General features: G+C 73.5%; 24 protein-coding genes. 10 read left to right on the forward strand and 14 right to left on the reverse strand.

The annotated features are described in order from the left end of the window. The first annotated feature begins 54 nt into the window (after positions 1–54). The 5 genes from ACGF3H_RS17580 (at position 55) to ACGF3H_RS17600 (ending at position 5,719) form a co-directional block, all read left to right on the forward strand. Positions 55–495 carry a DUF2267 domain-containing protein gene (locus ACGF3H_RS17580; protein ID WP_362493565.1) on the forward strand — a complete coding sequence of 147 codons (441 nt, stop codon included), beginning with the start codon at positions 55–57 and terminating at the stop codon, positions 493–495. Between the two features lie 305 nt (positions 496–800). Continuing rightward, positions 801–2,579 (forward strand): SMI1/KNR4 family protein, encoded by a 1,779-nt coding sequence (locus ACGF3H_RS17585; protein ID WP_362493562.1) that lies wholly within the window; start codon positions 801–803, stop codon positions 2,577–2,579. A 133-nt stretch (positions 2,580–2,712) separates the two neighbouring features. Then, a complete protein-coding gene (locus ACGF3H_RS17590; protein ID WP_362493560.1) occupies positions 2,713–3,447 on the forward strand; it encodes a VOC family protein in 735 nt (244 codons plus the stop codon). Between the two features lie 199 nt (positions 3,448–3,646). Then, the gene (locus ACGF3H_RS17595; RefSeq protein WP_362493558.1) at positions 3,647–5,068 is read left to right on the forward strand and encodes a cytosine permease; all 1,422 of its coding nucleotides are present in this window, start codon (positions 3,647–3,649) and stop codon (positions 5,066–5,068) included. A 108-nt stretch (positions 5,069–5,176) separates the two neighbouring features. Then, the gene (locus ACGF3H_RS17600; RefSeq protein ID WP_362493555.1) at positions 5,177–5,719 is read left to right on the forward strand and encodes a MarR family transcriptional regulator; all 543 of its coding nucleotides are present in this window, start codon (positions 5,177–5,179) and stop codon (positions 5,717–5,719) included. A 39-nt stretch (positions 5,720–5,758) separates the two neighbouring features. Here the strand turns inward: ACGF3H_RS17600 and ACGF3H_RS17605 are convergent, their stop codons facing one another. The 11 genes from ACGF3H_RS17605 to ACGF3H_RS17655 are packed head-to-tail and all read right to left on the reverse strand — an operon-like array spanning position 5,759 to position 15,757. After that, positions 5,759–6,769, reverse strand: a complete 1,011-nt coding sequence (locus tag ACGF3H_RS17605; protein WP_362493554.1) for an aromatic ring-hydroxylating dioxygenase subunit alpha — start codon at positions 6,767–6,769, stop codon at positions 5,759–5,761. A 1-nt stretch (position 6,770) separates the two neighbouring features. Beyond that, on the reverse strand, positions 6,771–6,998 hold the full coding sequence (locus ACGF3H_RS17610; protein WP_362493552.1) for a recombinase-like helix-turn-helix domain-containing protein: 228 nt from the start codon (positions 6,996–6,998) through the stop codon (positions 6,771–6,773). Between the two features lie 31 nt (positions 6,999–7,029). Further along, entirely contained in the window at positions 7,030–7,977 is a 948-nt protein-coding gene (locus tag ACGF3H_RS17615; RefSeq protein ID WP_362493549.1) for a PDR/VanB family oxidoreductase, read from the reverse strand. A 12-nt stretch (positions 7,978–7,989) separates the two neighbouring features. Next, positions 7,990–9,615: a thiamine pyrophosphate-binding protein gene (locus ACGF3H_RS17620; protein WP_362493546.1), complete on the reverse strand. Its 1,626-nt coding sequence runs from the start codon at positions 9,613–9,615 to the stop codon at positions 7,990–7,992. 9 nt (positions 9,616–9,624) lie between these two features. Next, on the reverse strand, positions 9,625–10,410 hold the full coding sequence (locus ACGF3H_RS17625; RefSeq protein ID WP_362493544.1) for an SDR family oxidoreductase: 786 nt from the start codon (positions 10,408–10,410) through the stop codon (positions 9,625–9,627). A gap of 16 nt (positions 10,411–10,426) precedes the next feature. Next, positions 10,427–11,170 carry an SDR family oxidoreductase gene (locus ACGF3H_RS17630; RefSeq protein WP_362493542.1) on the reverse strand — a complete coding sequence of 248 codons (744 nt, stop codon included), beginning with the start codon at positions 11,168–11,170 and terminating at the stop codon, positions 10,427–10,429. Then, complete coding sequence (locus tag ACGF3H_RS17635) at positions 11,163–11,684, reverse strand: cupin domain-containing protein (protein ID WP_362493540.1); 522 nt, start codon at positions 11,682–11,684, stop codon at positions 11,163–11,165. The genes ACGF3H_RS17630 and ACGF3H_RS17635 overlap by 8 nt, the downstream gene beginning before the upstream one ends. A 2-nt stretch (positions 11,685–11,686) precedes the next feature. Continuing rightward, entirely contained in the window at positions 11,687–12,493 is an 807-nt protein-coding gene (locus tag ACGF3H_RS17640) for an alpha/beta fold hydrolase (RefSeq protein ID WP_362493537.1), read from the reverse strand. Next, a complete protein-coding gene (locus ACGF3H_RS17645; RefSeq protein WP_362493536.1) occupies positions 12,490–13,290 on the reverse strand; it encodes an aspartate dehydrogenase domain-containing protein in 801 nt (266 codons plus the stop codon). Before ACGF3H_RS17645 ends, ACGF3H_RS17640 begins: the two co-directional genes overlap by 4 nt. Beyond that, positions 13,287–14,252 carry a VOC family protein gene (locus ACGF3H_RS17650; protein WP_362493533.1) on the reverse strand — a complete coding sequence of 322 codons (966 nt, stop codon included), beginning with the start codon at positions 14,250–14,252 and terminating at the stop codon, positions 13,287–13,289. Before ACGF3H_RS17650 ends, ACGF3H_RS17645 begins: the two co-directional genes overlap by 4 nt. 17 nt (positions 14,253–14,269) lie before the next feature. Further along, positions 14,270–15,757: an aldehyde dehydrogenase gene (locus tag ACGF3H_RS17655; protein ID WP_362493530.1), complete on the reverse strand. Its 1,488-nt coding sequence runs from the start codon at positions 15,755–15,757 to the stop codon at positions 14,270–14,272. A 284-nt stretch (positions 15,758–16,041) separates the two neighbouring features. On the opposite strand from ACGF3H_RS17655, the gene ACGF3H_RS17660 reads away from it, so the two are divergent. Then, positions 16,042–17,430, forward strand: a complete 1,389-nt coding sequence (locus ACGF3H_RS17660) for an MFS transporter (RefSeq protein WP_362493527.1) — start codon at positions 16,042–16,044, stop codon at positions 17,428–17,430. 15 nt (positions 17,431–17,445) lie between these two features. On the opposite strand, the gene ACGF3H_RS17665 is transcribed toward ACGF3H_RS17660, so the two are convergent. Both ACGF3H_RS17665 and ACGF3H_RS17670 read right to left on the reverse strand, forming a co-directional pair. Beyond that, positions 17,446–17,871, reverse strand: coding sequence for a VOC family protein (locus ACGF3H_RS17665; RefSeq protein ID WP_362493525.1), 426 nt, complete (start codon positions 17,869–17,871; stop codon positions 17,446–17,448). A gap of 178 nt (positions 17,872–18,049) precedes the next feature. After that, positions 18,050–18,238: a hypothetical protein gene (locus ACGF3H_RS17670; protein ID WP_362493521.1), complete on the reverse strand. Its 189-nt coding sequence runs from the start codon at positions 18,236–18,238 to the stop codon at positions 18,050–18,052. Between the two features lie 58 nt (positions 18,239–18,296). Here ACGF3H_RS17670 and ACGF3H_RS17675 point away from each other — a divergent pair, with 58 nt between their 5' ends. From ACGF3H_RS17675 to ACGF3H_RS17690, 4 genes are all read left to right on the forward strand, one after another. Next, positions 18,297–19,169 (forward strand): hypothetical protein, encoded by an 873-nt coding sequence (locus ACGF3H_RS17675; protein WP_362493519.1) that lies wholly within the window; start codon positions 18,297–18,299, stop codon positions 19,167–19,169. A gap of 255 nt (positions 19,170–19,424) precedes the next feature. Further along, positions 19,425–20,036: a hypothetical protein gene (locus ACGF3H_RS17680; protein WP_362493516.1), complete on the forward strand. Its 612-nt coding sequence runs from the start codon at positions 19,425–19,427 to the stop codon at positions 20,034–20,036. A gap of 266 nt (positions 20,037–20,302) precedes the next feature. Next, positions 20,303–20,695, forward strand: a complete 393-nt coding sequence (locus tag ACGF3H_RS17685; protein ID WP_362493695.1) for a DUF485 domain-containing protein — start codon at positions 20,303–20,305, stop codon at positions 20,693–20,695. Further along, complete coding sequence (locus ACGF3H_RS17690) at positions 20,692–22,320, forward strand: cation acetate symporter (protein WP_362493513.1); 1,629 nt, start codon at positions 20,692–20,694, stop codon at positions 22,318–22,320. Before ACGF3H_RS17685 ends, ACGF3H_RS17690 begins: the two co-directional genes overlap by 4 nt. A gap of 64 nt (positions 22,321–22,384) precedes the next feature. On the opposite strand, the gene nadE is transcribed toward ACGF3H_RS17690, so the two are convergent. Continuing rightward, complete coding sequence (nadE, locus tag ACGF3H_RS17695; protein ID WP_362493511.1) at positions 22,385–23,215, reverse strand: ammonia-dependent NAD(+) synthetase; 831 nt, start codon at positions 23,213–23,215, stop codon at positions 22,385–22,387. Positions 23,216–23,358: the final 143 nt, after the last annotated feature.

Here is a 23,358-nt window from a genome sequence, read left to right on the forward strand (position 1 = left end):
CACCGGCCGACACCGTCAGACGACCCCACGAGCAAGGAAGGCAAGCTTTCCCCCATGCAGCTCCAGACGGCCCCGGGGCCGACCACCACCGCACCGGCCACGTCGTTCGCGTCGATGGTCGAGCAGGTCCGCTACAACGGTGCGTACGCCACCCGGCAGAGAGCCGAGGAAGTCGTCTCGGCCGTGCTGGCCGCTCTGGGACGTCGCATCACCGGTGAGGAACGCGTCGAGCTGGCGTCCTGCCTGCCCCGCGAAGCGGCCCGGTTCTTCGCCGCGCAGATCCCCGAAACGGAGACGATGACCGGCTGGGCCTTCGTCAGGGACCTCGCCTCCCGGACCGGGGGCACCTTGGCGACCACTCGCTGGGATGTCGGCTCCGTCCTGAGCGTCGTCGCCCGCCTCGCCGGCCCGGACCTGCTCGACCGCATCCTCGCCCAGCTCCCGTCCGGCTACGCGATCCTCTTCGGCCGCGCCGAACTCGTTCAGGCGGCCTGACCGGCGGCGGACGACGCGACCGGGTGCCGAGGACGTACCGGTCGGCAGGGGCGCACCCGGATCGGAGACCAGGTGTCCGAGGGAGAGGTCCTCCACGTCCTGGAGGGCGCGTTCTCCCGCGGCCGGGTCACGTGGTGCCCGCCGGGCGTGTTGGACGGTCCGGCCGGCGTCGATGAGCCGCACGCTGCACCCGGTGCGTTCGAGGATGGGAGACGTACGACTCCTCCACGGCCCGGCGATCCATGCGGTGCGGTGGGAGGCCGCCGGCCGAGGGCAGTGTCAGTGGTCGCTCCTAAGGTGATCGAATGAAGCCGACCACTCCCTCCACCGAACCGCTGCCGACCGTGGAAGACGCCTGGGCGCGCATCGACGCCTGGCTCTCGAAGCACGCCCCGTCCAGCCGGGCGCTGTTGCGGCCACCCGCCTCCGCCGAGGAGATAGCGGATGCCGAGCGGAGGCTCGGGGTGACGTTCCACCCGGAGCTCGTGGCGTCGCTCCGCTGTCACGACGGCGTCGAACTGGCCGAGGGCGCACCGGTGTTCGCCCTCAACGGCCCTTTCGCCGGTGTCGCGGACATCGTGCGGAACACGTTGTTCCTGCGCTCCATCGGTGAGGACGTCGAGGACCTGTACGACGCCGAGGACGACGCCTACTGGCGGCACGAGTGGCTGCTGATCACCCACGGTGTCGCCTGGGACGCCCAAGACGGCTTGTTCCTCACCTGCCGAGAGGGCGAGGACTACGGGCGCGTGGGCGACTACTTCAACGAGGACGCGCCCTCCTTCAGCGACTGGACCTCGCTGCGCGCGGCGGTGTCGGCGTTCGCCGACGCACTGGAGACGCGATCGCCCGTCGAGGGCAGGGTTCCGCTGGCTGTCGACGGAAGGCTGATCTGGGAGGAGGCCACGCGCACGGTCAAGGCCGGTCCCACCTCGCTGCTCGAACTCGCCGCGCGCACGCCCGAGCCTGAACCGGAAACCGTGCGCCCGCAGCCGGAGAGACCGCAGGACGGGCCTCACCTCACCCTCGGTCCCGCTCATCCCCCCGCGCCCCGCCCCGCTCAGCCGGACCTCGTCTTCGCCGAGGGCGTGAGTGCGGAGCAACTCCTGCTGCGCGCCGGTGTGGTGGAGAGGGAATCCGTCCGGGACCGCACCCACGCGCAGGCCGAGCGGTCGGCGGCGGATCTCTGGGCGGCGTCCCGGCCGCTGGTGCGCGCGGGACGCTGCGGGGACTGGGGTTTCCTGATGCAGAGCGCGGGTGCCGACCAGCTGACCCGCCCGGAGGTGCTGCGCAGACTGGCCCGCGACACCCGGGTGGTGGCGGTGACCAAGCACGGTCCGGAAGTGCGCCTCACCGTCTACGACAACGGTCTTCCGTATGCCCAGGGCGCCCACGACCGCCTCGTGTTCTCCCCGCGCGAGGACCGGTTCCAGCTCCCGGACGGCAGCGAGGTGCAGGCCGTCGGCGTCGACCCGTGGCCCGGGTCGACCGCCGCCTACGCCGACTTCCTCGCCGGCCTGCCGAACGCCTTCGGTATCGACTTCGCCCTGACGCGCGCACTCGACGAGCCGCTGACGAGCGGCCTCGTGCTGCCCGTCCTGGAGGACTTCCCCGAGTGGACGTGCCGTCCCGCCTCGGATATACGGCACTTGGACCTGGCGACGCTGGTCGAGCGCACTCCAGAGCCCCGGTTGCGTGCGGCGATCGCCGCGCAGTTGCGCAGACTGGCCGCGGAGACCGGGCTCGACGCCTTCACCGAAGTGACGCGGACCCTGGAGGCCGTGGACCGCGGCGAGAGCCCCGAGTTCGTGGAGGACAGCATGCTGGACCTGCGCATGCGCACGCTCGCGGCCGAGGCCGCCGCGGCGCGGCCCGCACTGGAGCCGTCCTGGCGACGTGAGCGGAACGCGCCCGAACTGCCCGCCACGCGCGAGGACTTCGAGGCTTGGCAGCTTCGCGTCGACGCGGCGGACGCGCTGCGACGGTTCCTCCTGCTGCCGCTGCCGATCGCCGCGGCGTCCGTCCTGCACCGCAGGCTCAGCGAGGAATGGCGCAGCGAGCTGGACCGGGACCTGGCGGTGTGACGCGCCCGAGCCCGTCCGCGCCGCCCGCGACGGAAACTCTGATGCGGGTGCCGAACGGGCCACCCTAGGCTGCGCGCGCGGGGCCGGGGCATGTCCCGGCGCCGGCTGTCGGTGGATCGGAGATGCACGAGGTATGACCAGTCAACTGTCCGCGATCTGTTTCCGTGCGACGCGCCCGTCGGACCTGGCACGCTTCTGGTCAGGGGTCCTGGGCTGGGAGGCGGCCGACGGCCTGGACAACGGCCTGGACGACGGCGTGGCGATACTCCCGCCCGATCCCGCCGGGTTCCGCATCCGTTTCCTGCCGGGTCAGGTGCCGAAGGCCGGTCAGAACCGGGCGCACTTCGACCTGACGAGCAGCTCCCCGGAGGAGCAGCGGCAGACGGTGGCCAGGGCACTGGCGCTCGGCGGCAGCCACATCGACGTGGGTCAACGTCCCGAAGAGGGGCACGTGGTGCTCGCCGACCCGGACGGGAACGAGTTCTGTGTCATCGAGGCGGGCAACGCGTTCCTCGCCGACACCGGCTTCATCGGCGCCCTGGCCTGCGACGGTACTCAGGAGGTCGGCTACTTCTGGAGCGAGGCGCTGCGGTGGCCGCTGGTCTGGGACCAGGACCAGGAGACCGCGATCCAGTCGCCGAGCGGCGGTACGAAGATCACATGGGGTGGTCCGCCCGTGGCGCCGAAGACGGGCACGAACAGGCTGTGCTTCGAGCTCGCCCTCCCCGCCGGCGCCGACCCGGAAGCGGAGGCCGGCCGCCTGGTCTCGCTCGGCGCGACGCGCACCGACACCGGCGGGGACGACAGCGGCCGGATGCTGATGCTCGACCCCGACGGCAACGAGTTCTTCGTGCGGAGGCCCCGGTAGCAGGCGCAGGTCCGAGCGCCGGGCGCCAGGCGGTATCCCCCCAGGATGCCCTTTGCATGTAGTTGACCTCGGGGTGTTGCAATCCCTTCAGTCGCCGACCATGCTGCATAACTGTATGCAGCGCGGTCGGGTGCGCCCGGTTCCCGCTGCCGGAAAGCTCCGCCGGCCCTCGGCCGTCGCCCAGCAGAACGGAGTAACCATGGCCGCCCTGGTCGAACGGCATTCCATCGACGTCGTCCCGGACGAGGAGCGGCACGGGACGGCGTTCTCACAGTTCACCCTGTGGTTGGGAGCCAACCTCCAGATCACGACCGTGGTCACCGGCGGCCTTGCCGTGGTGTTCGGCGGAGACGTGGTCTGGTCACTGGTCGGCCTGCTGCTGGGCAACCTCCTGGGCGGGGGCGTCATGGCCCTGCACTCCGCTCAGGGCCCACGGCTGGGACTGCCGCAGATGATCTCCTCCCGGGCGCAGTTCGGCGTCCGGGGCGCCGTGGTGCCCCTGCTGCTGGTCGTCGTGATGTACATCGGCTTCTTCGCCAGCGGCTCGGTGCTCGCCGGCCAGGCGGTCGGGAAGCTCACCCACCTCGGCACCGTGCCCGGCATCGTCGTCTTCGCGCTGGTCACCGCCTTCATGGCCACCGTGGGGTACCGCATGGTCCACGCCCTGGGGCGGGTCGCCAGCGTCGTGTGCGCACTCGCCTTCGTGTACCTGGGCGTCCGACTGCTCCAGCGGATCGACCTGGGAGAGGTCGTCCACCAGCACAGCTTCGCCGTGCCCATGTTCCTGCTGGCGATGTCGCTGTCCGCCTCGTGGCAACTGGCCTTCGGCCCCTACGTCGCCGACTACTCGAGGTACCTGCCCCGCACCACACCCGCCCGCACGACCTTCTGGTGGACCCTGTCCGGCACGGTGCTGGGCGCCCAGTGGTCGATGAGCTTCGGCGTCCTCGCGGCGGCCTCCGCCGGCACGGCCTTCGTGGACGACCAGGTGGGCTACGTCGTCGGGCTCGGCGGCACCGGGCTCATCGCGTCGTTCCTGTACTTCGTGATCGCGCTGGGCAAGCTGACCATCAACGTGCTCAACACCTACGGCGGCTTCATGTCCATCGTGACCAGCGTCAGCGGCTTCCGGGGACAGCGCGCCGTCTCGCAGCGCGGCCGGGTGCTCTACACGGCCGCCATCATGGCCGCCGGAACCCTGCTGGCGCTGGCCGGACGCAATTCCTTCCTGGACTCCTTCGCCGACTTCCTCCTCTTCCTGCTCGCCTTCTTCACGCCGTGGTCGGCGATCAACCTCGTCGACTACTACCTCATCTCCCGCGAGCAGTACGACCTGTCCGCGCTCAGCGACCCCGACGGCCGCTACGGCGGCTGGAGCCTGCCCGCGCTGTCCGTCTACGCCATCGGCCTCGCCGCCCAACTGCCCTTCCTGTCCACGAGCTTCTACACGGGCCCCCTGGTCGCGGCCCTGGGCGGCGCCGACATCTCCTGGATCGTCGGCCTCGTCGTGCCGGCCGGCCTCTACTGGCTCGTCGGCCGACGCCGGCCCGGCACGGCCCGGCGCACCGCCGACCGGGTCTCCCGCCAGGACGAGCCCGAAGGCGCCGGCGGCGTGCGCTGAGCGCACTCGCGCCGACCGGCGTGCGATCCGGTGCCGTGGACCAGATATTTCAGGGCTAAGATTTCTGGAGCAAGGTCCGCGACGGCTGGTGACATGGGGAGGCGCGGCATGGCGGTGAAGAGGGCCCGACGGGATGCCGTGGCGGCGATCATCGAGGACTGGGCCCGGGAGCGGCCCGAACTGGACACGGCTCCCCTCGAGGTGCTGGCCAGGCTGCACCGCACCTTCCTGCGCTACAACACCGAACTGGCCGCCGGGATAGAGCGGCACGGACTGGCCGTGGCCGGTTTCGACGTGCTGACCGCGCTGCGCCGGGCCGGCGCGCCCTACCGGCTGACCGCCGGACAGCTCGCCGACTCGGGTCTGATCTCGTCGGCGGGTGTCACCCTGCGGATCGACAGACTGGAGAAGGACGGCCTCATCGTCCGTGAGCGCGACGCCGGCGACCGCCGGGTCGTCTACTCGCGGCTCACCGACGCCGGCCTCGCCAAGGTCGACGAGGTGTTCGCCGAGCACCTGGACAACGAGCGGCGGATGCTGATGGAGCTGTCCCCGGCCGAGCGGCGCCAGCTGGCGCGTCTGCTCTCCAAGCTGGAGCGTTCCATCGTCGCCTCGGGGGAGACGGACGAGGCGAGAGACAGCGGGAGCTGAAGTCCCGCCTCCCCCGCCGCGACGGGCCGGCCGGTCCGGTCAGCCGGCGGCCTGCGCCTCGGCCTGCTGCCGGTACAGACGGCGCAGGCGGACGACGCCCAGGTCGTGCTGGTACAGGTTCTCGGACCCGTCGGCGTCGGCCGGCATCGCCTCCAGCATCACCCGGTCCTGCTCCAGCACTTCCCAGTGCCGCTTCTCGATGAGCGTCCGGTACAGGAACCGCCAGGTGTCACGCTGCCAGCCGGACACCCTGCGGTAGCGCCAGAAGAAGACTCCGGTGCGACCGGCGTCCACCGGGCAGGCCATGCCCACGATGCCGAACGGACCGCCGGGGCCCGCGGACGGCGGGTACGGGATGGACAGGTCGACCCAGTCGACCCCGGTCCGGCACAGCTCGACCCAGTCGAAGTTGACGCCGCGCTGGTCGGTCTTCTCGAAGAAGTACCCCCGGTCGGTCTCGCGGATGCGGAACTTGGCCTGGGTGTCACCGTCGTACATGGTGTGCGACTCGTGGTGCAGGAACGCGCCGTGCATCGGATCCATCAGGTTCTCCACGGCGAAGCGCCACGGCACGTTCCACTCGGCGTAGCACAGGATCGCCGCGACGTCCGGGTCCGTGAGCGGCTCGGGGAGGGTGAGGGGCGCGGGCTCGGGGTGCCGCTCGTCGCCGAAGTAGGCCAGGATCGCGCCGGCCACCTCGCGCACGGGCAGCGAGGTGACCAGCTTCTTGCCCTCCAGATTGCAGCCGGGCAGCCCGGGCACGGACGAGACGGTGCCGTCGCCCAGCACCTCGACGCCGTGGTACCAGCAGGCCACCCGGTCGCCGAGGTGTTTGCCGAGGGAGAGCGGGGCGCCGCGGTGGGGGCAGCGGTCCGCGAGCAGGGAGAGCGTGCCGTCGGCGGTGCGGAACAGCAGCCAGTTCTCGCCCAGCGCGGTGACCCGGCGCATGCCGCCGGGCGCGACGAAGTGCGAGGGGACGACCGGGTGCCACTGGTTGCGCAGCCCGTGGGCGTAGACGTGGTCGGCGGTGACGTCGGTGGTGAGGCTCATCTCAGGCTCCCAGGCGGTGCATCTCGGTGCGGAAGGTCTCCTCGGTCCAGGGCGCGCCGTCGGGGGTGCGCACCTGGCGGGCGTTGAGACCGGCGACGACGTCGGCGAGCTCGTGGCCGTCCCGGGTGAAGATCTCCTCGAGGGTGCGCGCGAGCTTCACCTCGTACGGGCTGGGTTCGTGGGTGCGGGACTGGTGGGGGTCGAGGTACGGCCAGGCGTCGGCGGTCATGCGGGCCTCCGGAGGGACGGCGGGACAGGGCTTACAGGTCGAGGACGAGCCGGTCGGAGGCGCAGCGCGAGACGCAGATCATCATCGTCTCGCCCGCGCTGTGCTCGGCCTCGGAGAGCAGGAAGTCGCGGTGGTCGGGGACACCGGCCAGAACGCGGGTCTCGCAGGTGCCGCAGATGCCGTCGCGGCAGGACGAGGGGACGGACACACCCGCCGCCTCGACCGCCTCCAGGACGGAGGTGTCCGCGCCGACCGGGACCGTGAGGCCGGACCGGCGGCACTCCACCTCGAAGGCGGTGTCGTCGCCGGACCGCTCCACCGCCGGAGCGGCGAACCGCTCCAGCCGCAGCCGGCCTTCCGGGCACGCCTCCTGCACGGCGGCGAGCAGCGGCTCCGGACCGCAGGCGTACACGAGCGCGTCGGCCGGCAGAGCGGCGAGAGCCGTGGCCAGGTCGATGTGGCCCAGTTCGTCCTGCGGGACGAGCGTGACCTCGCCCCCGGTGAGCCGGGCGAGTTCGTTGCCGAAGGCCATGGAGGCGCGGGTCCGCCCGCCGTGCACCAGGCGGTACGGGGTCCCGTCGCGATCCGCCCGGCGGGCCATGGCGAGGATCGGGGTGATGCCGATCCCGCCGGCGATGAACACGTACGAACCGGCGGGCTCCAGCGCGAAGTGGTTGCGCGGGCCGGCCGCCTCCACGGTCTGGCCGGGGCGCAGTTTCGTGTGGACGTGGCGCGAACCGCCGCGCGAGGCGGGCTCGTCCAGGACCGCGATGCGGTAGGAGTCCGAGTCGGCCGGGTCGCCGCACAGCGAGTACTGGCGGACGAAGCCGCCGACGCGCAGATCCACATGGGCGCCGGGGGACCAGGCGGGCAGGGGCTTGCCGGCCGGGTCGGCCAGCTCGACGGACAGCACGCCGTCCGCCTCCCAGGTCATGCGGCGCACGAGGAGTTCGAGCCGCCGCTCTTCGGTGTCGCTCATCGGTGGGCCTCCCTACGCGGTGGGGATCGTGACGGGTGGGGTGAAGGGCGTCTTCATCGGGCCGAGCGCCGCGAGGTCCACCTCGACGAGGACCGGCCCGTCGGCGGCGAGGGCGTCCCGGATCACCGAGTCCGCGTCGGCTTCCGCGGCGATCCGCGCGTACGGCAGCCCGCAGGCGGCGGAGAGCTCCGCGAAGTCGGGGGTGTGCAGGTCGACGCCGGAGCGGCGGTCGCTGTAGCGGTCCTGCGTGTTGCGCAGGACCCCGTAGCCCCCGTCGTTGAAGACGAGCAGGAGGAGCCGCGGCCGCTCCTGGGCGACGGTGAGCAGCTCGCCGAGGTGGACGGCGAGCCCGCCGTCCCCGGCGATGACCACCGTCGGCCCGTCGGGGCGGGCGAGCGCGGCGCCGATGCCCATGCCGAGCCCCTGGCCGATGCCGCCGCCCCGCGGGAAGACGTTGGCGCGCGGGTCGTGCATCGGCAGCAGCCGGTTGCCCCAGGTGGACGACGGGATCGTCACGTCGCGGGCGACGACCGCGCCCCGCGGCAGGGCGGCGGCCAGCGCGTCGCAGACCGCCGCCTGCGGCCCGATGCCGTCGCGCAGCACCGCCCGGACCTCGTCGCGCACGGCGCCGACGCGGGCGGTCCAGCCCGGGTCGGCGGGCGCGGCGGCCCCGGTCAGGGCCGGCAGGACGCGGGCGGCGTCGCCGCGCAGGGCGTGCCGGACGGGATAGACCCGGCCGAGCGCGGCGCCGTCGACGTCGATCTGGATGTGCGCCGCGGGGAGCTCCAGGCCGTAGTCGGCCGTCTCGTTGGACCGGAAGTGGGTGCCGACCGTGACCAGCGCGTCCGCGTCGGCGAGCAGGGACCGCACGGCGGGCGTGGTGGCGAAGTTGCCGATGACCTGCGGGTGGTCCTCGGGGACCGAGCCGCGGCCGGAGTTGGAGGTGATCAGGCCGGCGCCGGCCGTCTCGAGCAGGGCGAGCAGTTCCCGCCGGGCCCGGTTCGCGCCGCCGCCCGCCCAGACGAGCGGCCGCCGGGCGGAGGCCAGCAGCGCCTGCGCACCGGCCAGTTCGGCGGGGTCGGGAACAGGGGCCTCGGCGGTGTCCGTCACCCCCGGCGTGTCCTGCTGCGCCGCGTACTGGAGGTCGACCGGCCACTCCACGCTGGCCGGTCCGCCGGGCACGGCCAGCGCCGCGGCGGCGGCCTCGCGCAGCAGGCGCCCCGCGCTCCCGGCGTCCGGCACCGTCGCCGCGTACGCGGACACGGCGGCCAGCATGCCGAGCTGGTCCCTCGTCTCGTGGATGAAGCCGCGCCCGCCGCCCAGGTAGCGGCTCTCGATCTGTCCGGTGACGTGCAGCACGGACGTGCCCGAGGCGAGCGCCTCCACCAGGGAGCCGGCCGCGTTGCCGGCACCCGTCCCGGTCGAGGTGAGCGCGCAGCCGAGGCCGCCGAGGGCCCGGCCGTAGCCGTCGGCGGCGTTCACGGCGGTCGCCTCGTGCCGCACGGGCACGAAGCGCAGCTCCCGGTCGACGGCCTCGACGAGCGGCAGGTTGTGCACGGACACGATGCCGAAGACCGTGTCGATGCCGAGTTCCTTGAGGACGGCGACCAGCAGGTCGCCTCCGTTGCGGTAGGTCATGCGTGCCTCTCAGAGGATGCCGCGGCCGACACCGCCGCAGACGTCGATGGCCGTTCCGGTGATGTACGAAGCGCGCGGCGACAGGAGTGTCACGACGGCGTAGGCGACCTCCTCGGCCCGGCCCAGCCGGCCGAGCGCCACGCCCCGGTCGGCGGCGAGCCGCGCCTGCCACTCCGCGTAGTCCAGGCCGGAGTCCGCGGCGGCGTGCCGCCGGGTCCACTGCCCCGTGTCGATCAGGCCCAGGCAGACCGAGTTGACCCGGATGCCCTCGGCGGCGAGTTCGGCGGCGAGCGACGTGGAGAGGTTGAGGATGCCCGCGCGTGCCGCGCTGGTGGTGATCAGGCGGGGCTCCGGCTGTTTGGCGAGGACCGCGTTGACGTTGACGACACTCGCCGCGTCCGACTCCCGCAGGTGACCGCGGGCCGCCTGGAGCGGATGGAGCACGCCCGCGAACTTCAGCTCCAGTTCGTCGTGCCAGTCCTGGGCCGTGGTGTCGTCGAGCCGCTTCATGCGGGACTGGCCCGCGTTGTTGACCAGCCCGTCGATGCGGCCGAAGCGCTCGGCCGCCCGGTCGACGAAGCCGTGCACGGCGTCCGCGTCGCGTACGTCGCACGCGGCGGTCAGCAGCCGGTCGCCGCCGTCCAGGCGGGCCGCGGCGTCGGCGAGGCGGCCGGCGTCCCGGCCGCAGGTGGCCACGTTGGCCCCTTCGGCGAGCAGTGCGCGGACCGTGGCCAGGCCGACGCCCGAGCTGCCGCCGGTGACCAGGACGGTCCGGTCGGCGAGACCGAGATCCATGAATCGCTCCTGTGTGTCAGTGCATGGTGAAGCCGCCGTTGACGGCGATCACCTGGCCGGTGAGGTAGCGGGATTCCTCGCTCAGCAGGAAGGAGACGAGACCGACGAGGTCGTCGGGCTGCTGCGGGCGGGAGATCGCGCGGTGGGTGGCGTAGAGCTCGTGGCGTCCGGCGGGAACGGACTCGGTGGCCTCGCACTCGGTGAGCCCCGGGGCCACCGCGTTGACGGTGACGCCCTGCTCCCCGAGCTCCCGGGCCATGCCCCGGGTCAGGGCGACGACCGCGCCCTTGGAGGCGATGTAGTGCGCCAGGCGCGGGGAGCCGTACAGGGCCGCGTCGGAGGCGATGTTGACGATGCGTCCGGGCCGGGCGAGCAGCGGATGCAGGGCCTTGGCGACCAGCCAGGGGCCGCGGACGTTGACGGTCATCAGCCGGTCCCAGACCTCGACGTCGATGTCCTGGAACTCCTTGCCGCCCACTCCGTTGGCCAGGGCCGCGTTGTTGACCAGGCCCCACACCGGGCCGTGCGGCGCCACGGCCTCGGCGAGCCGGCCGACCGAAGCGGGGTCCGCCACGTCGCACGGGACGTGACAGGCGTCGCCGCCCTCGGCGCGGATGGCCGCCGCCGTGCGCTCGCCCCACTCCTCGTTCAGCTCGGCGACGACCACGCGATACCCGTCGGCGCCGGCCCGGCGGGCCATGGCCTCCCCCAGGCCACGGCCCGCCCCGGTCACGACGACCGTCCGCGCCGCGTCAGTCACGGATGACGCCGTACAGCGGCGAGTACTCCGGGTAGGTCGGCACCTGCGGCTTCCGCGTGCCGATGATCACGCAGAACAGCGCGTCGGTGTCGCCCTCGTTCTTCAGCGACCGGGTCACGCCGGCCGGCACCACGATCATGTCGCGGTAGCCGAGCGTGCGGTACTCGGCCTCGTCCGGGCCCCGGTGGATGCCCACGCGGACCTGCCCCTCCAGGACGAAGAACGCCTCCTCCACGTCGTGGTGGGTGTGGGCGGGGCCCTCGGCGCCCGGCGGGAGCAGCATGTTGGAGAAGGTGAAGCCGCCGGAGGGGATGATCCGCTGGTCGTCGTCGTGGTTGCCGGTGGCGCCGGAGCCGACGTAGCGGATCTGCGCCCGCCGGTACTGCGGGCCGGCCTTCTCCTGGAAGGAGAGGGTGCCCCAGTCGGGCTCGCGCGAGGCCTTGCTCGCGATCAGGGAGTCGGTGTACTTGGCGAGGTCGCCGCCGTTGTCGTACTCGGTGGTCTCGAGGGGCATGGTCAGTCCTCCATGAGGTGGGTGGTGCGCCGGTTGGTGGTGATGTGCAGGTGGGACAGGACCCAGGCGTTGAAGCGCTCGGGCTGTTCCTGGTGGGCGAGGTGACCGGCGTCCTTGACGATCACGTACGCCGTCTTGTGCAGGCCCCCGGCCAGCGCCTGGGCGGCGTCCGGTCCGGTGACCCGGTCCTGGTCACCGCAGAGCACGAGGGCCGGGGCGGTGACGCGCGCCAGGTCGGCACGCAGGTCGGCGGTGGCCATCGACTCGGCGGCGTGGGCGTAGCCGGGCAGCCGTACGGCGGCCGCCATGGTGTCGACGACGCGGCGGACGAGGGCGTCGGGCGCGCCGGGGGAGACCAGCCGGGGGCCGCGCCGCTCGGCGAATGCGCGGGCGCCCAGCCGCTCCAGCTCGGGCACGCGGGCCCGCATCGCGGCCGCCTTCTCGGGGTCCGTGCCGGAGCCGGCGCTGGAGTCCGCGACGATCAGGGAGGCGACGAGGTCCGGGTGGCGCACGGCGAGCCGGAGGGCGACGACCCCGCCCCAGGACACGCCCAGGACGTGGGCCGGGCCGCCCCGTCCCCGGACGACCTCGGCGGCGGCGTCGGCGAAGCCGTCCAGGTCCAGCGGTCCGTCCGGGTCGGGCGAGCGGCCGTAGCCGGGGGCGTCCCAGGCGACGACGCGGAACTCGTCGGCCAGCGCGGCCAGTTGCGGCGCGAAGGAGGCGGACGACGAGCCGATGCCGTGCAGGCACAGGAGGAGGGGCCCGTCGGTGCCGGCCTCCTCGACGTGGACCTCGGCCGGGGCGGTCACAGGATCTGCCCCGGGCGTCCGGCGATCGCGCCGAGGGAGCGCAGGACCGCGTAGGGGACGACCGCGCTGGTCGCGGGGGTGTCGGCGTCGGGGGTGTGGGACGCCTCGAAGCGGTAGGCGCCGTGCGGGCCGGACGCCTCGACGACGTGCCGGGTGCGGACGGCCGCCGGGTCGGCGACGACGCGGACCCGGACGGCGTCCAGGTCGCCGACGGCCAGGGCCACGGAGGCCGCCACGTTCGTCGACCGGGGGAACTTCACCGGCACCTCGCGCGCGGTGCCCCTCATCACCTCGACCGGCCCGGTGGCGGTGCGCAGCCTGGCCAGCAACTCCTCGTCCATCCAGGGCTGTTCGAGGGTGCCCGGGAGTTTCGTGGTCGTCAGCGTGACCTCGTCCAGGGGGCCGAGCGCCCGCACGGCCTGGAGCAGGTCGAGCCCGCCGACGGCGCCGCCGGTGAAGTAGACCCGGCCGGGCACCGCGCCGAGGAGCCGCTTGGCGAGGTCCTCGTCGGTGAGGGCCCCGGTGGAGGCGACCAGCAGGTCCGTGCCCGCGGTGAGCACGCGCTCGCCCCACTCGCGGACGACGCCCTGGCCCGCGGCCTCGACGATCAGGTCGCAGCGGGCGATCGCCGTCTCGAAGGGGACCTGGTCGACGGGGGCGGCCTCGCCCAGGGGCCGGTTGTCGACGACGCAGTGCAGTACCGCTCCGGGCACCTCGCCCGCGGCGAGGGCGGTGCCGACGACCCGGCCGATCGCGCCCCAGCCCACCAGGCCGACCTTCAACACGCTGCCGCTCATGCGGAGGCTCCTTCGGGGACGGAGGGTTCGGCGTCGACCGGGGGCAGGACGGGGCTGCCGTCCGGGGTCCCGGCCATGTGGGTGCGGATCAGCTCGGAGGGCGGACCGGCGGTGCCCCACAGGTCGGAGAGCTCCGGGACGCGCCGCCACACCTTGCAGATCCAGCGGTCCTCGACGACCTGCGCGACCTCGGAGGTGTACTCGCAGACCAGGCCGGCGGGGTCGGTGAAGTAGGAGAAGGTGTTGTTGCCCGGGCCGTGCCGCCCGGGACCCCACTGGGGCACGACGCCGTGGTGGCGCAGCCGCCCGATGCCCCGCATGAAGTGGTCGACGGAAGGCATCTCGTAGGCGACGTGGTTGAGGGAGACCCAGGGCGCCTGGTTGAAGGCCACGCAGTGGTGGTCGCTGTTGCAGCGCAGGAACGCCATCTGGTGCTCGGACCAGTCGGAGACGCGCATGCCGAGGACCTCGCGGTAGAAGGCGACGGAGGCGTCGATGTCGGTGGTGTTGAGCACGACGTGGGTCACGCCGACGGGCACGGCGCCGTCCTGTCCGCGCGGCGGTACGGCCCAGGTGTCGGCGGACAGTTCGATCAGCCGGCCCTCGTGGTCGTGGAAGCGCAGGCCGTATCCGCCGCCGGCCTGGTCGAGCGGACCGGGCCCCGCCACCGGACGGATGCCGCGGCGCTCCAGGCGTCGCGCGGCCTCGTCGATCTCCGCGGGGGTGGCCACGGCGAACGCGAGCCTGCCGAGGCCGGTCCGCTCGGACCGGGTGAGCTGGAGGGCGTGGTGTTCCGGTCCGGTGCCGCGCAGCCAGCTGTTGCTGTGCCCGGCCTCGACGACCTCCAGCCCCCACGCCTCCTCGTAGAAGTCGGTGGCGGTGGTGAAGTCGGGGGTGAGCAGTTCGACGGAGCGCAGGGCGCGCAGCCGGGCGATGGGGGGTTCGTGCGGATCAGGGGACATGGTGTTCTCCGGGAGTGTCAGCCGGCCCAGGGCAGGGGAGCGGTGGCGGTTCCCCAGTACAGGGACTTCTGGCGCTGGTAGGCGCGGATGCCGTCGCGGCCCTTCTCACGGCCGAGGCCGCTCGCCTTCATGCCGCCGAAGGGGGTGGCGATGCTGAACTGCTTGTACGTGTTGATCCAGACGGTGCCCGCGTCGACGCGGCGGGCGATCCGCCAGGCGGCCCGGTGGTCGCGGGTCCAGATGCCGCAGGCGAGGCCGTAGACGGAGTCGTTGGCCTGGCGGACCAGGTCCTCCTCGTCGTCGAAGGGCAGCGCGACCAGGACCGGGCCGAAGATCTCCTCCTGGCAGGTGCGCGCGTCGCCGGGCAGCCCGTCGAGCACGGTCGGCAGGTAGTAGGCGCCGTCCGCGTGGGCGGGGCCCTCCGGCGCGCCGCCGCCGCACAGCACCCGGGCGCCCTCCTCGCGGGCCAGGTCCACGTAGCGGGCGACGTGGTCGCGGTGCGCGGGGTGGACGAGCGGGGCGACCTGGGTGTCCGGGTCGGTGCCCGGGCCGACGCGCAGTTTCCGCACCCGGGCGACGAGCTCGCCGACGAAGTCGTCGTACAGCGTCCGCGCCACGAACAGCCGCGACCCGGCGATGCAGGACTGGCCGCTGGAGGAGAAGACGCCGAACATCACGCCGGCCAGGGCCTGCTCGAGGTCCGCGTCGGCCAGCACGACGGTCGGTGACTTGCCGCCGAGTTCCAACGACACGGGCATCAGCTTCTCGGCCGCGGCCCGGGCGAGGGACCGGCCGGTGGTGGTGCCGCCGGTGAAGGCGACCTTGCCGACGCGCGGGTCCCGCACGATCGCGTCGCCCACCACCCGGCCGGGCCCCGGCAGCACGGACAGCAGCGCCGGTGGCAGGTCGCTCTCCTCCAGCGCCGTCGTGACGAGCCGTCCCAGAGCCAGCGACACCAGGGGGGTCCACTCGGCCGGCTTGAGCAGCACCGCGTTGCCCGCGGCCAGTGCCGGGGCGAGCTTCTGGGCGTCGCTGGCGACCGGGGAATTCCAGGGGTTGATCGCGCCGACCACCCCGATCGGCTCGTGCACGCTCATGGTCACGTACGCGCCGCGGGACGGCGTGAGCGCGTCCTCCGCGGTCTCCAGCGCGGCGGCGGTGTACCGGAACGTCGCGGCCGCACTCGCCACCAGCGCCCGGGTCTCGGTCAGCGCCTTGCCGGTGTCCGCGGTCTGCAGGGCGGCCAGGTGCTCGGCGTCCGCGTCGATCAGCGCGGCGACGCGATGCAGAAGACGCGCCCGCAGATGCGGCAGCAGATCGCGCCAGCGGGGGTCGGCGGCGGCCCGCGCCCCGGCCCGCGCCGCCGCGGCGACCTCGTCCTCGGTCACGGCGTGCACCGTGGCGAGGGGCCGGCCGGTGGCGGGGTCGGACGTCTGCGTCGCGGCACCCGAGCCGCGCCGCCACCGGCCCGCAACGAGCGCTTCGTCCGGGGGAGTTCGGAGCATACGGGGCCTCCTGCACGAGGGTTCAGGGGAGCTGCCGGAGCAAGCACTTGGGTAAGCGCTAGAAATCTAAGGGCTTAAATATCTCGGGCGCAAGAGGTGGCCCGGAACAGATCGCTCGCCAAATCGCTGCGTCAGGCCTTGACGCGGTCCCGCTCACCAGAGATACAACTTAAGCGCTTAGAAGCTTGGCGCTTACCTGACGTCCAGTCGGTCGCTGCCCCGCTCTTCTTCGCCGCTGCTCCCGCGCTTGCCGTCCCCGTCCCTGCGACCAGCGGAGTCCACGCATGACGACCGAAGCAGTACCCGACAGCACGCTCCGAGCCTCCATAGCCGCCCGCTTCGAGCGGCTCCCCCTGTCCCGCTGGCACGTCACCGTCCGGCTCGTGGTGGGCGCCGTCACCTTCTTCGAGGCGTTCGACCAGCTCCTCATCGCCTACGCCCTGCCCGAGCTGCGCGGCGAATGGCACCTGTCCACCTCCGCCGCCACGCTGCTCCTCACCGTCGGCTCGATCGGCATGCTGGTCGGCGCCCTGCTCTCGGGGCGCATCGCCGACCGGATCGGCCGCGTCCGGGTGATCGCCCTGTGCGTGGCCCTGTCCAGCGTCGCCAACCTGGCGCTCGCCTTCGCCCCCTCGCCGGAGGCCTTCATGGCGCTGCGGTTCGTGCAGGGCCTGGCGATCGGCGGAGAGGTGCCGGTGGCCGCCACCTTCATCGCCGAGATCACCCGCAGCCACAAACGGGGCCGCTTCGTCCTGCTGTACGAGCTGGTCTTCCCGGCCGGCCTGACCGTGGGCGCCCTGGTGGCGGCATGGCTGGTGCCGGTGCTCGGCTGGCGATGGATGTACGGGCTCGCGGCGCTGCCCGGAGTCCTCGCCTACGTGGTGCACCGCGTCGTGCCCGAGTCCCCGCGCTGGCTCGCCGACCGCGGCAGGAACGAGGAGGCCGCCGCGGTCATGACGCGGATCGAGACGGCCGTGGAGCGTGCGACGCGCGAGCCGCTGCCTCCCGTCGCCTCGCCGCTGCCCGACGCGGGGGCCCCGGGCCGGGCGGGTTCCGGAGGCGGACTGCGCGGCCTGTTCACCGGCCGCTACCGGCGCCGCACCCTGGTCGTCGGCGTCCTGTGGTTCACCGGGTACTTCGTCAACTACGGCATCACGTCCTGGCTGCCGACCATCTACCAGAACCGCTACGACCTCGCCCTGTCCGACGCCCTGCTGTACTCCACGGTCACGTCCTGCGCGGGACTGCTGGGCTGCCTGCTGGCGGCCCTCACCGTCGACCGGGCGGGCCGCCGCCGGGTGATCACCGGCTGTCTGGGCGGCTCCGCCGCGGTCCTGCTCGTCCTCGCCTGGCTCGGCGCGGACACCGCGGTGCAGGTCCTCGTCTGGACGTCACTGGCCGCGGTGTTCTTCTTCGGCTCCAACATCTGCCTCTACCTCTACACGCCGGAACTCTTCCCGACCCGGATGCGGGCCCTGGGCAGCAGCGTGGGCGGGGCGCTCAACCGCCTCGGCGTGATCCTCGGCCCGATCGTCGTCGGCGCGGTCTACGCCGGCGGAAGCATCGGCACCGTCTTCCTCACCCTGGCCGCGGTGTCCCTGACGGGCGCCGTCGTCGCGGGCGTCTGCGCGGAGGAGACGGCCGGGCGGCGACTGGAGGACGTGTCGCCGTAGCGGGGCGGATCCGGCTCAGACGACCGGCTCGCCGATGCCGAGCAGGTTCCCCTCACTGTCGCGGAACCAGGCGCCGCGCTCGCCCCGGGCGCCCTTGCTCGGGTAGTTCCCCTCGACCTCGGCGATCCCGTCCCTGGTCCGGAACCCGGGCGCGTCGACCTCCTCGAACACCACGCCGCGCTGCTTGAGTCCCGCCACGACGGTCTCGATGTCGTCGACCTCGAAGGCCATCTGGGTGAACGTGCCGGGTGAGGAACCCGTCGAGCGGAACAGCACGAAATCCGCGCCCGCGCACCGGTACAGCAACCCACCGGGCCGTTCGTCGACGGGCCGCAGGCCGAGCCGCTCGGCGTAGAACCGCCGCGCCCGGTCCAGGTCCTGGGCGGGAAGCCTGGTCGCCACGCGGGCCCGGGCCAGAAGGTTCTCGTCATCCGTGTCCATGGGTCCCACTCTGCCGTGGGGGAGGGCCGCGGCGGGGGATGCGGCCCGGACCGGTTCGGCACGTGTCAGCCCGCGCCGGCGGGCGCGCCGGCCCGACGCGATGCCGGCAGGCCCCGGCCTGCCCGGGGCGGCGCCCATCTCGGGGAGGCGCGGGTCCGGGGCGATGAGCCCGCCCGCCTCAGGCGACGAGACAGGTGTAGCCGCCGCTCTGTCCGATGCCGATACGGCCGGCCCGGGGCAGCAGGCGCGGGTCCGGTCGTCCGACGGCGGCCATGGAGCAGGCGGGATCGCCCACCACGCCCTCCGCGGCCATCCGCTGTGCGGCGGCCACCGCGGCCGGGGACGCGTACCACGTCGTGGTCACCACTCGGCCGTCGTCCGGTGTCGGCGCGGGGGACGCCGTGGGCTCGTGCGTCGGTGTGCGGGTGACCGGCGCTCCGGGCGGCTTCGGCTCCGGCTGCGGCGCCGCCGTACTCCGGGCGGGTGGTGGCGCCGAGGGCCCGGGTGTCTTCTCGGCGGCGGGGGGCCTGGCCGGCTTCTTGGTGGCGGAGGGTCCGGCTGTCTTCTCGGGTGTGGAGGGCTTGGCCGTCCCCTTGGTGGCGGTGGGCTTGGCCGTCCTCTCGGTGGCGGGGGGCCTGGCCGTCCTCTTGGCGGCGGAGGCGTCCGGTGTCTGCGTGGACGAGGAACGGCCGGGTGTCGCCTTTGTCCGGGAGGGCGCCGGTGCGTGGGGACTGGGGGTCGTCCTGGCCGTCCGCCCGGCGGTCGGGGTGGCGGCGCCGGTCCGGGGAGGCGTCGGCGCCTGGGGCCGCGGGCTGGCCCCGGCCCGCGAGGGCGGCGTGGAGCGGTGGGGTGTCGCCCGGGGCGTCCGCGCGGCGGCGCTGGTCCGGGGGCGGGACGGCGCCGGCTCCTGCCGCGCGGACGCCCCGGGCCGCGAGGGCGCCGCCGAGCCGGGGGGCACCACCCCTGGCGTCCGCCCGGTCGTCGGAACGGCACCGGTGGCCCGGGGGCGGGACGTCCGGTCGCCCGGCGGTGCCGGGGGCCGGGGACCGGCCGGCGTCGTCCGGGCAGGGACCGTGGTGCGGGTCGGCCTCGGCCGTGCCGTGCTCGACACCTCGGGGGACGGCGTGAAGGACGGCAGCGGCACCGGCGTCGGCAGAGAGAGGTCCACCGAGGCGGACGGTGCCGGTGCCGGCGTACCACCGTCCTGCGCCACCCACGCCCATACGCCGACGCCGCCGAGGACGAGCACGGCGGCGCCGCCCACGACCCACGGGGCCCGTCGGGGCGGGCGACGGTGACGGTTCATGGTCCTCACCGTCCCCTGCCTGCCGCCGGGACGCTCGCTGGGACGCCCGGGTGCTACGCCTCCCGGGCCGCACCGGCCATGCCCGTCGGGGTGTCCGAAAGTCGCCCCCGCGGGGATGCGCCGACGGTGCCACGGGTATGCCCCGTCCACGCGCGTGTGCGGAGGGTTGGGGGGAGCTGGCCCGGTGACATGGTGCCGTCCGGGAACAGGTGGACAGGGGTCGAGGAGGGCTCGGCGGCGGCAGGCGGTGCGCCTGCTGCGGGCCCAGGGCAGGTACGGACCCGAGCTGCGGGAGGTGCTGCCCGCGCTGACCGGAACGGTGCTCACGGCCTGCGGCGCGTTCACCTGCCTCGTCGTGGCCTGCCGCTCGGTCGGCCCGGTGGCGCTGCCGGCCGCGCTCGCCCTCGCCGCGGTCGTCGTGCCGGTGGTCGTCGGGCGCCGTCGGCCCCTGTCGCGGCGCCGCCGCGGCTACTACACGCCGGAGGAGATCGCGGAGTTGGACGTCGACGGCCTCGCGCTGGCCGTGTGCCGCATGCTCCGCCGGGACGGCTGGGCCGTACGGCGGACGGCCGACGACGGTGTCCGGCCGCGTGTGCAGGCCCGTCACGCCCGCGGGCACCGGCTCGAGGTGGCGTTCCGCCCCGTCGCCGAGCCGCTCCCGGACGAGGACCCGCCGCTCGCCCCGGCACACCGCGGCGACCGCCCACCGTCACTCCGGCTGGTCGTGCACCGCGGCACCTTCACCCGCCGTGACGTCCGGTGGGCCCGGGCGAGCGAGAACACCCGTCTGATGGACGGCGCCCTGCTGAGACGCTGGGCGTACGGAACCCCCTTGCGACGGCTGATCGACCTCCGCTGAGCCCTGGACGCACGCCCGAGCATCTGTACGACGAACAGGGGAGCGGTGTCGCGCGGACCGAGTCTCCACAGGTCTCTTGCGGCACCGCAGCCACAGGGGCACCACGGGCCACCACCGCGGACGGCGGCGGCCGGGGCGGGCCCCGCGGAGTTCGACGGAAATCCCGCCACGGGCGCCGATACCCCGCATAGCGTGCGGGGACCCGAACCACCCCCACCTTCGTGCGGTCCGTGAACGTCGGGCCCCGGCCGCCCCAGGAGTTCGAGATGTCCTACGACGGTTCCGATTCACCCCTCTTACGGCAGCGGAACGGACGGGCCCCCTCCGTCACCCCGCACCTGCCGGCGCCCGCCGGTCACCACCGCGCGCTGCGGATCCTGCGCCGTGCCTGCCGGTGGCAGCGCAGGGTGGCCACGCTCGCCGCCCTCGGGTACTTCGCCGTCTTCCTGACCCTCACCGTCGAAGCCCCCTCCCTGATGGCGCGCCCCGCCCTCGGCGGACTGCCCACGGGCCTGCTGCTCGCCCTGGCGCAGGTTCCGGTCACCTGGCTGGCCGTGATCCTGTTCGAGTACACGGCGCGGCGGTACGTCGATCCCCTGGCCCGGAGAGTCAGCCGGTACGGAGGCCCGGACGACCGCGCCGGAGAGCCTCGGGGATGACGGGCCTCGGCGGCTCCGCGCAGACCTGGTCCCTCGTCGCCTTCTGCAGTGTCGTCACCGTCACGCTGCTGCTGTGCGTGGTGACCGGCCCCGACCGCGACGACCTGGAGGAGTTCTACACCGGCTACCGTTCGCTGTCCCCGGTGCGCAACGGGCTGGCCGTCGCCGGCGACTACATCTCCGCCGCGACGGTGCTCACCATCGGCGGTGTCATCGCGCTGTGCGGTTACGACGGCGTCGTGCTCGCCCTCAGCACACTTCTGTCCCTGCTCCTGCTGATGGTCCTGCTGGCCGAACCCCTGCACAACACGGGCCGTTTCACCATGGGCGACGCGCTGGGCCGGCGCATGGCGGGGCGGGCCGTGCGCGTCACCGCCTGCGCGGTGACCGTGCTGTCCCTGGTGCCCATGATGATCGTGCAACTTGCGGGCGTCGGACAACTGCTGGCGTTCATCCTGGGCTTCTCCGGCAGCGTCCTGAAGACGGGCTGCATCGTCGGGGCGGGCACGCTGATGATCAGCTACGCGGCCCTGGGCGGGATGAAGGGCACCGCGCTGATCCAGATCCTGAAGACCGTGCTGCTCCTGGGCTCCGGGATCGTGGTCGCCGTGCTCGTCCTGCACAGCTTCGGCTGGCACCCCGGGGCGATGGTCGACACGGCCGCGCGGCGCAGCGGGGCCGGCGACGCGTTCCTGCGGTACGGACTGCAGTTCGCGGACGGGCCGCACCCGGGCCCCGACATGATCAGCACCCAGGTCGCCATCGTGCTGGGCGGCGCCTGCCTGCCGCACGTCACCATGCGCATGTACACCGCGGGCAGCGCCCGGCAGGTGCGGCGCACCATGTCCTGGGCGGTGTCGGCGGTCGCCCTGTTCATGCTGGTGATCACCGTCATCGGCATCGGCGCCACGGCGCTCGTCGGCCGGCAGCAGATCACCGCCGCCGACCCGCGCGGCAGCACCGCCTACCTGCTGGGTGCCCGGGCCGCGTTCGGACCCGAGGTGTCCCGTACGGAGAGCCTGCTGTTCAGCACCGTCACGACGGCGATCTTCCTCACCCTTCTCGCGTCGGTGGCCGGCATGACGCTCGCCTGCGCCAACTCGCTGGCGCACGACGTCGCGGCGTCCCGGCGCAAGGGCATGGCACCGCAGCGCGAGATGACCCTGGCACGGGTCTCGGCGCTCGTCGTCGGCGTACCGGTGGTGCTGCTGGCCGCGCTCGCCCAGCACCGCAGCCTGCAGCCCCTCGCGACGCTGTCCTTCTGCATGGGCGCCTCGGCCATCGCCCCGGCGCTGGTCTACTCGCTGTTCTGGCGCCGTTTCAGCCGCACCGGCCTGCTGTGCACCCTGATCGGCGGTTCGGTCACCGTCCTGGTGCTCATGTCGGGCACCCGGCTGGTCTCCGGTTCGCCGACCTCGGCGTTCCCGGAGGCCGACTTCAACTGGTTCCCGTTCACGACGACCGCCCTGGTGTCGGTGCCGCTGGGCTTCGCCTTCGGCTGGCTGGGCACCGTCCTGGGCGGACGCGGCGCCGCCCAGCGCGAACGCGAGCGGTACGCGGCCATGGAGCAGCGCATCCTCGCCGGCCCCCGGAGACGCCGGCCGGCCTGGAGTCCGGACGACTAGGGCCTGTCCGGCCGGCTCACCCACCGCCCGCCGGATGGTCCCGGCGGGCGGTGGCGCGGTGGCCTCAGGGTCCGACGGGCAACTGACGCTTGTGCTCGGTGAGGTGGTAGCGCGCGACGATCTTCTCGAAGACCGCGTCGTCCACCGGCTTGCCCTCCAGGAAGTCGTCGATGGCGTCGTAGGTGACGCCGAGGGCTTCCTCGTCGGCCTTGCCCGGGTCGAGGGTCTCCAGGTCGGCCGTCGGCGTCTTCCACACCAGCTCGGCGGGCGCGCCCAGCGCGTCGGCGACGGCGCGCACCCGGCGCTTGGTCAGGCCGGCCAGCGGGACCAGGTCGGCGGCGCCGTCACCGAACTTCGTGAAGAACCCGGAGACGGCCTCTGCGGCGTGGTCGGTACCGACGACCAGGCCGTCGTGCGCCCCTGCCACCGCGTACTGGGCGATCATGCGCTGGCGGGCCTTGATGTTACCGAGGACGAAGTCCTGGTGGTGGGCGTCGCGGAAGGCGACGTCGGCGGCCACCGCGGCCTCCAGCGCGGCGTCGCTGGCGGGCTTGACGTCGACGGTCAGCACGTGGTCGGCCTGGATGAAGGAGAGCGCCAGCTGGGCGTCGTGCTCGTCGGCCTGCGTGCCGTAGGGCAGTCGCATCGCGTAGAAACGCGCTTCGTGACCGGCGGCGCGGGCCCGCTCGACGGCGAGCTGGCACAGGCGGCCGGCGGTCGTGGAGTCGACTCCGCCGCTGATGCCGAGGACGAGGGACCGCAGGCCGGTGGTGGTCAGCCGCTCGGCGAGGAAGGCCACCCGGCGCTCGATCTCCCGTTCGGCGTCGAAGTTCTCTGCCACCTGGAGTTCCCTGGCGATCTCCTGCTGCTGGGCGATGGACGCCGGCTCGCTCACGTCTGCTCCTGATCTCGTCTGCGGTGTGCTGCTGTCTCCAGCCTACCCAGACGCTTCCATCGAAAAAGGAAGCGTGTCAGGCGCTCGTTCCCGGCCCTCCGCCGGTACCAGCCCTACGACGGTGCCCGACCGCCCGGGGCCCG

Origin of the sequence: Streptomyces sp. NPDC048185 (genome assembly GCF_043202495.1) — a bacterium.
GTDB lineage: Bacteria > Actinomycetota > Actinomycetes > Streptomycetales > Streptomycetaceae > Streptomyces.